The sequence below is a fragment of the Vibrio profundi genome (assembly GCF_043642225.1).
Taxonomy (GTDB): domain Bacteria; phylum Pseudomonadota; class Gammaproteobacteria; order Enterobacterales; family Vibrionaceae; genus Vibrio; species Vibrio profundi_A.
The window spans coordinates 171,921-179,096 of the sequence record NZ_JBHZSF010000012.1; the positions used below are offsets into that span (position 1 = coordinate 171,921).

The 7,176-nt window shown below is 43.5% G+C and carries 5 protein-coding genes; 2 read left to right on the plus strand and 3 right to left on the minus strand.

What is annotated here, in order from left to right; all coding sequences use genetic code 11:
- The first annotated feature begins 151 nt into the window (after window positions 1–151).
- Together ACHUFI_RS17335 and ACHUFI_RS17340 are read left to right on the plus strand one after the other, a co-directional pair.
- Window positions 152–415: a GrxA family glutaredoxin gene (locus tag ACHUFI_RS17335; RefSeq protein ID WP_137358021.1), complete on the plus strand. Its 264-nt coding sequence runs from the start codon at window positions 152–154 to the stop codon at window positions 413–415.
- Between the two features lie 182 nt (window positions 416–597).
- A complete protein-coding gene (locus ACHUFI_RS17340) occupies window positions 598–2,280 on the plus strand; it encodes an aspartate:alanine antiporter (protein ID WP_394251376.1) in 1,683 nt (560 codons plus the stop codon).
- A 74-nt stretch (window positions 2,281–2,354) separates the two neighbouring features.
- On the opposite strand, the gene fabV is transcribed toward ACHUFI_RS17340, so the two are convergent.
- The 3 genes from fabV to psrA all read right to left on the minus strand — a co-directional run bounded on the left by fabV (window position 2,355) and on the right by psrA (window position 6,771).
- Window positions 2,355–3,557 (minus strand): enoyl-ACP reductase FabV, encoded by a 1,203-nt coding sequence (fabV, locus tag ACHUFI_RS17345; RefSeq protein ID WP_394251378.1) that lies wholly within the window; start codon window positions 3,555–3,557, stop codon window positions 2,355–2,357.
- Window positions 3,558–3,795: 238 nt separating this feature from the next.
- Window positions 3,796–6,078: an acyl-CoA dehydrogenase gene (locus ACHUFI_RS17350; RefSeq protein WP_394251380.1), complete on the minus strand. Its 2,283-nt coding sequence runs from the start codon at window positions 6,076–6,078 to the stop codon at window positions 3,796–3,798.
- Window positions 6,079–6,141: 63 nt separating this feature from the next.
- Window positions 6,142–6,771: a TetR family transcriptional repressor PsrA gene (psrA, locus tag ACHUFI_RS17355; RefSeq protein ID WP_394251382.1), complete on the minus strand. Its 630-nt coding sequence runs from the start codon at window positions 6,769–6,771 to the stop codon at window positions 6,142–6,144.
- Window positions 6,772–7,176 lie beyond the last annotated feature (405 nt).

Below are 7,176 nucleotides of genomic sequence, written 5' to 3' on the forward strand. Positions count from 1 at the left end.
ATTTCGACTGATAGGTTTTACCTATAGTATTAAGAGGTAAATCCTTCTTTATTTCCTAATGTCATTGAGGCATAGTTGGTTTCAAGAAAGTTTGGGGCTGATTAAGTGAAACCACATCGAGTTCCCTCATCATGTATTTTGGAGAAATAAAATGTTTGTAGTTATCTTTGGTCGTCCTGCTTGCCCATTCTGTGTTCGTGCAAAAGAGCACGCTGAAACTCTTAAAGCTAAGCGCGATGATTTCAACTACCGTTACGTAGACATTCACGCAGAAGGTATCAGTAAAGCTGATCTAGAAAAAACTGTAGGTAAGCCTGTAGAAACTGTACCTCAAATCTTCGTAGATCAAGACCACATCGGTGGCTGTGATGACTTTGAAGCTTACGCAAAAGAAAACCTAGGTTTATTCGATTAATCATCGCAAAAACGTATTTTTCACAGCCCGCATATCTATGCGGGCTGTTTTGTTTCAGCCGCGTAAAAATATAAAGTCAATTCCTAGTAAAATGCCAAAATAACACTTATATTTTTGTAAGATTCGGATACAATTCAGCACTTATCCTTTCAGTCCTTCGCACAATATATTGAGCCCCAGTTGTGAACATCGACGTTGTTTTTTTGCTAGAGCAAAACCCTATTCTTCTTATTTTCGTAGTCCTCGCGATTGGTCTCGCAATCGGAAAAATCCGATTCGGCAGTCTACAACTCGGAAACTCCATTGGCGTTTTAATCACCTCACTGATTATGGGGCACTTAGGTTTCTCTTTTAACGCAGATGCGCTAACCATTGGTTTCATGTTGTTTATCTATTGCGTTGGCATTGAAGCTGGTCCTAACTTTTTCGGCATTTTCTTTCGAGACGGAAAACACTACCTAATACTCAGTTTAGTTGTCCTCACCAGTGCAATGGCACTCACCTATTTCAGTAGTCATTACCTAGGTTTGGATTTTGGTCTTTCTGCTGGAATGATGGCTGGAGCGCTTACTGCAACGCCAATCTTAGTAGGTGCGCAAGACGCTCTAAACTCAGGCCTAGCTAACGTGCCAAGAAATGTCGATATCGGCCTAGTGATAGAGAACCTATCTGTTGGTTATGCGATGGCCTATTTAGTCGGCTTGATCAGTATGATTATGTTTGCCCGTCTACTTCCTAAACTTCAAAAGGTCAATCTTCATGATTCAGCCGAACAAATTGCCCAAGAGCGAGGCTTAGGCACATCAGGGCAACGTAAAGTCTATTTGCCTATCATCCGTGCGTACCGCGTAGGACAAGAACTCATTGATTGGACTGACGGTAAAAACCTGCGTGAATTGGGTATCTATCGCCAAACGGGTTGTTATATAGAGCGGATCCGTCGAAATGGCATTCTGGCACACCCTGATGGTGATGCAATCCTACAAGAAGGCGATGAGATTGCATTAGTTGGCTTTCCAGATAGCCACGCTCGACTCGATCCAAGCTTCCGAAACGGTAAAGAAGTTTTCGACCGTAACCTGCTCGATCTAAGAATCGTTGAAGAAGAAATCGTTGTAAAAAGTGACAGCATCGCAGGTAAGCGACTTTCCGATCTCAACTTATCTGAATATGGATGTTTCTTAAACCGTGTTGTACGAGCGCAGATCGAAATGCCAATGGACCTAAACATCGTGCTCGCCAAAGGTGATGTCCTTCAGGTTAGTGGTGAGAAAAGTCGCGTACACGGCCTTGCTGAAAAAATCGGTTTCATTTCGATTCACAGTCAAATGGCCGACTTAATGGCGTTCTGTAGCTTCTTTATATTGGGCATTTTATTTGGTCTGATTACCATGACATTCGGCCAAGTGTCATTTGGCTTGGGTAATGCGGTAGGCTTGCTACTTTCCGGCATTACGCTGGGCTTCTTAAGGGCCAATCACCCAACGTTTGGTTATGTCCCTCAAGGCGCACTAAACATGGTGAAAGATTTAGGCTTAATGTTCTTTATGGTTGGCATCGGACTGAGTGCCGGTGGGAAGATGTTTGAACACTTAACGCAAGTTGGTCCACAGGTTCTAGGGATCGCCCTCGTCGTCAGTGTCCTTCCCGTAATGTTCGCCTACTTGGTTGGTGCTTATATTCTTAAGATGAACCGAGCGCTGTTATTCGGAGCCATTATTGGCGCAAGAACATGCGCCCCAGCCATGGACATCGTGAACGACTACGCGAAATCAACAATCCCAGCATTAGGCTATGCCGGTACCTATGCGATAGCCAATATACTGATGACGTTAGCCGGAACCTTCATCATTATTTTGAATTAGGGCTTACGAAGTTCAGACAAAAAAATAGGCGCTCATTGAGCGCCTATTTTATATGTCGGTTATCTTAAATCGAATTAGATGTCTGCTACATCAAACTCAATAGCTGGGTTTACGTCTGCTTCGTAATCCACACCTTCAACACCGAAACCAAATAGCTTCAAGAACTCTTCTTTGTACTCTACGTAGTCAGTCAGTTCTTTCAGGTTTTCAGTTGTAATTTGAGGCCATAGGTTACGACAATGCTCTTGAATGTCGTCGCGTAGCTCTAAATCATCAAGACGTAGGCGGTTAACATCATCGACTTCTGCTGCACTGCCGTCTTCTTTGTATAGACGTTGGCTGAACATGCGGTAGATTTGTTCCATACAACCTTCGTGGATGCCTTCTTCACGCATTTTCTTGAACACCATTGCGATATAAAGAGGCATAACAGGAATAGCAGAACTCGCTTGAGTAACAACAGACTTAAGAACAGCAACATTTGCTGTACCGCCAGTTTGGCCTAGCTTCTCGTTTAGCGCTGCTGCTGCACGGTCTAAGTCCATCTTAGCTTTACCTAGCGCACCATCCCAGTAGATAGGCCACGTTAGCTCAGTACCGATGTAGCTGTATGCAACTGTTTTACAGCCTTCAGCAAGTACACCAGCTTCAGAAAGTGCGTTGATCCAAAGTTCCCAATCTTCACCGCCCATTACTGTAACGGTGTCTTTGATTTCTTCTTCTGTCGCAGGCTCTACGCTTGCTTCGATGATCGCATCTTTGTTTGTGTCTACAGCTGTAGATGTGTAAGTTTCGCCGATTGGCTTAAGAGAAGAGCGAATTACTTCGCCTGTCTCTGGCATTTTACGAACTGGAGACGCCAGTGAGTAAACCACCATATCGATTTGACCTAAGTCTTCTTTGATAAGGTCAATCGTTTTTTGCTTAGCTTCGTTAGAGAAAGCGTCGCCATTCAAGCTCTTTGAATATAGGCCTTCTTCTTTTGCTAGCTTATCGAAAGCCGCTGAGTTGTAGTAACCCGCTGTGCCAGGCTTTTTCTCAGTACCCGCTTTCTCGAAGAAAACACCGATTGTCGAAGCGCCGCCACCAAATGCAGCCGCGATACGAGAAGACAAACCATAGCCACTTGAAGAGCCAACAACTAGCACGCGTTTAGGTGCATTAGCGATAGGGCCTTGAGCTTTGGTGTAAGCAATTTGTTCTTTTACGTTCGCTTCACAACCAACAGGGTGTGTTGTAGTACAGATGAATCCGCGAATTCGAGGTTTGATGATCATATTCAACTTCCTTAAAAAATCACTCGTAGGATAAAAGTTTCATCTACAAATGGCATCTAATTTCTTCAAAATAGTGACGATTTTGCAAGTGGTTGGAGCACTATTACCCATTTTAGTTTCATTATTTGTGCTTTTATGATCGGTTACGCTTTATTTAATAACTCTATTAATAAAAAAAGCACCGATATTCGGTGCCTTTATTATTTCACTATCTGAGCAATGACGTTAGCTCTACTGTCTAAGCGACGCTATCTAGCTTTGGCTTTAATTCTTTGCGAGTTAAAGTTTCACTGAAGTCATGGCTAAAGTGGTCAACTTGAATTGCCGTGTAACGAAGTTTATCGGCTTCAATAATTTGGTCCACTTCCTGTTGCGTTAACACGTCCGCTTCAAGAGCCTGTGCAAGTTTGTCTTGTAGCAAACCTTTTCTTGCCACTTTACCCTCTTTCGCCGCACGCATCAGTTTGCGCTCTAAGCCTTTAATATCGTACATAGCGACAAAAGCTTTTTCCATGATACCTACGCTGTCATCCTCATCCTTGCCTACGTAACAAAGGTGAGTTAAACGTTCACGATGAACACCTGGAGTCATGATGCTTTCAGCAATCTTCATCGTTAGGTTATCACTTGGTTTTTCAAAGTGGTTACCTACAGGGAAGATTAGGCCTTTCAATAAACCGCCAACCGCTTTGCTTGGGAAGTTTCTGTACGCTTCTTGAAGCGATTTCGCACCGTGATGCAAACAGTGTTGAACTGCGTGATGAACATAATCTAGATCCGCCTGCTGACGACCTTCATCTTCATATTTCTTCAGTGCTGCAGACGCCATGTATAGGTAGCTCAAGCCATCACCTAAACGCGCTGAGATAAGCTCTTTACGTTTCAACTCACCACCAAGTGTTAACATCGCGAAGTCTGCACTTACGGCTAAGGCACGGCTTAATCGTGTTAGATCTTGGTAGTAGTGTTTCGTTGGACCACTCATATCAGCTTTGATAAAACGTGAACCTGTTAACGCTGCGCCAAATGCGCCAAACGTATTTTTAGTCGCATGTGAAATGTGCTTGAACAAAAGTTTATCAAACTCTTTTGCACCTTCTTTCTCATCAGGGTTCGCTGCTGCTTCCATTTCTTTTAGTACGTATGGGTGACAACGAGTGGCACCTTGACCAAAGATCATTAGGTTACGCGTTAGAATGTTCGCACCTTCTACAGTGATAGCAACTGGAATACCTAGGTAAGGCGCTACAAGGTAGTTCATAGGACCATCTTGAATCGCTCGTCCTGAGTGAATGTCCATTGAATCGTTAAGAATCGTACGCGCCATTTCAGTCATATGGTACTTAGCGATAGCTGTAACGATGCCAGGTTTTTCTTTCATATCTAGAGATGTAGTCGTCAATGTACGAGTCGCTTCAAGCAGGTAAGTTAAGCCACCAATACGACCTAGGCTTTCAGCTACACCTTCAAACTTACCAATCGACATCCCGAATTGTTTACGCACATAAGCATACGCGCCAGTTGTACGTGCAGTCAGGTGGCCCATTGCCGTACCAAGTGCTGGTAGTGAAATACCGCGGCCGGCAGATAAACACTCAACCAACATACGCCAACCTTTGCCTGCGTAATCTTGTCCGCCGATCAGCCAATCCATTGGGATAAATACGTCGTTACCGCGAGTCGGACCATTCATGAACGCAAGGCCAAGTGGATCATGACGCTCACCGATCACCACACCTTCATGATCCGCTGGGATTAACGCACAGGTAATGCCGATGTCTTCTTTACCACCAAGTAACTTATCAGGATCTTGCAGTTTGAATGCTAAGCCAAGAACAGTTGCTACTGGTGCCAACGTGATGTAACGCTTATTCCAGCTAACTTTGATCCCTAGAACTTCTTCACCTTCGTGCATGCCATAACATACAGTACCGATATCTGGAATGCCGCCCGCGTCCGAACCCGCTTCAGGGCCAGTTAGCGCGAAACATGGAATGTCTGTACCGTCAGCTAAGCGCGGTAGCCAGTAATCTTTTTGTTCTTGAGTACCGTAGTGAGAAAGAAGCTCACCTGGGCCTAAAGAGTTAGGAACCATAACCGAAACTGCAGTACTGATACTGCGCGTCGCAATCTTGGTCACGATTGTAGAGTTCGCCAGCGACGAGAAGTTACGACCACCGTATTCTTTAGAGATAATCAAAGAGAAGAAACGTTCTTTACGCAAAAACTCCCAAACCTCAGGCGGAAGATCGCGATCTTCTTTAACGATTTTATGGTCGTCTAGCATCGCCAGTAGCGTTTCTAGTTCGTTATCAATAAATGATTGCTCTTCAACAGAGAGTTCCGGCTTAGGGTATTGATGCAATTTAGTGAAATCTGGTTTACCAGAGAACAGCTCTCCATCCCACCAAACGCTCCCCGCTTCCATCGCTTCTTTCTCAGTGCTAGATAGCGGTGGTAGTACTTTCTTGAAGAATTTAAAAGCCGGGTCACTTACCCATTTTTGTCTTAGAGAGCTCATAGTTCAGATCCTTTTGTTCACTATTGGTTGTGACAAGTTTGTATTTTTATAGATATATTAATTTTAGTCGCCAGCTGAAACACCGGCTGATAAATAAGGGATGAGTAAATCGACGACAGCTTTGGCATCAACCTTTTTCCCATAATCATTTTCTGCAATTTCTGCTAAAGCTTGGCTTGATGCCATAGTGAAAACGCAAGTACCTAATGTGAAATGTAACCTCCAGAACAAAAGCTCCGGCGTTAACTTAGGGTTAGCTTTCAAAACAGAATCAGTAAACAGTTTTAGTACATCGCTATAACGAGTTGTAATGAACCAGCGTAGGTGACCCTGAACATCCGTGTAACCACGCCCGATTAACAACATGAATCGGCTTGTTCCGTTCGGTCTTACTTCATTTAGCGATCGTAATGGAGCACGTAACGATTCGAATACGTCTTCCATTTTGTAATCTTCGTTTAAGTTCAGCGTTAATAAGGCATCTTGTAGAGCTGGCATGAACGCTTCTAAGTAACGATCTAACACCGCCCTTACTAACGTTTTCTTATCCCCAAAGTGATAGTTCACAGAAGCTAGGTTCACGTTTGCCTTGCTCGTGATGGTTCTTAATGAGGTGTCGTTAAACCCATGTTCCGCAAACAAACCTTCTGCTACGTCTAGGATTTTTTCTTTTGTACTACTACGTGGTGCCATTTCAATCACTCGTATTAAACAACTGTTTGAAATATACGCATAGAACATTTAATTAACAAGCAATTAACATCACACTTTTGCATATTGGTCGTACCAGTTAACAGTTGTACGCTGTAAGCGCCTGAATTGTAGGCATTTCAAAATTAATACGAAAAAAGTTTATTTTTTATGGAACTGATTGGACAAAGGCCAGTCTCACTAAGTGTAGAGAGCAGAGCTTTTAGAGGTTTAACAGGCCGTCAAACTTGTTTCTATCTGTCTCTCCAACGCTGCTTTTTCTAATTAACTCCTATGTTTGTATCCGCCCAAACCGACTTGGTTTGGGCTTTTTTTTGGTTCATCGCGGATTAGCGGGAACTTAAAACAAAAACGGTAGTAAGTGATATGGTTTAGTCGCCAAACAAA

Coding starts and splice junctions, on each gene's coding strand:
- ACHUFI_RS17335 (WP_137358021.1), top strand. CDS start 152: ATGTTTGTAGTTATCTTTGGTCGTCCTGCTTGCCCATTCTGTGTTCGT.
- fabV (WP_394251378.1), bottom strand. CDS start 3,557: ATGATCATCAAACCTCGAATTCGCGGATTCATCTGTACTACAACACAC.
- ACHUFI_RS17350 (WP_394251380.1), bottom strand. CDS start 6,078: ATGAGCTCTCTAAGACAAAAATGGGTAAGTGACCCGGCTTTTAAATTC.
- psrA (WP_394251382.1), bottom strand. CDS start 6,771: ATGGCACCACGTAGTAGTACAAAAGAAAAAATCCTAGACGTAGCAGAA.